At 72.0% G+C, this 468-nt stretch carries 1 protein-coding gene; it reads right to left on the bottom strand.

Going from position 1 to position 468, the window contains the following annotated elements:
* On the bottom strand, nt 1-468 hold a 468-nt coding region (locus tag LPA54_RS37780; protein ID WP_228984940.1), incomplete at both ends, for an FAD-dependent oxidoreductase.

Raw genomic sequence — 468 nt, 5'->3', positions numbered from 1 at the left:
GAAGTAGGTCCGCACGGCGACGCCCATCGGGCGGTCCTCACGGCGGTGCAGGCCCATCGCCACGGAGAGCCGGGTGGAGTTGCCGTCGGCGGCGACGACGAGCGGGGCGTGGAAGGTGACCGGGGTCTTCTCCTCGCCGATCTTCGCCTCGACGCCGGTGATGCGGCCGGTGCGCTCGTCCCTGATGGGCGCGCCCACGTTGCAGCGCTCGTGCAGCCGGGCGCCGGCCTTCTGCGCCTGCCGGGCCAGTTGCTCGTCGAAGTCGTCGCGCTTGCGGACCAGACCGTAGTCCGGGTAGGAGGCGAGGTCCGGCCAGTCCAGCTGGAGCCGCACACCGCCGCCGATGATGCGCAGGCCCTTGTTGCGCAGCCAGCCCGCCTCCTCGGAGATGTCGATCCCCATGGAGACGAGCTGTTTCGTGGCGCGGGGCGTGAGCCCGTCGCCGCAGACCTTCTCCCGGGGGAAGGC

The sequence above is a fragment of the Streptomyces sp. DH12 genome (genome assembly GCF_020873895.1).
Taxonomy (GTDB): domain Bacteria; phylum Actinomycetota; class Actinomycetes; order Streptomycetales; family Streptomycetaceae; genus Streptomyces.
The sequence above is the reverse complement of the archived record's forward strand: the minus strand, read 5'-3'. Positions and strand labels throughout refer to the sequence as shown.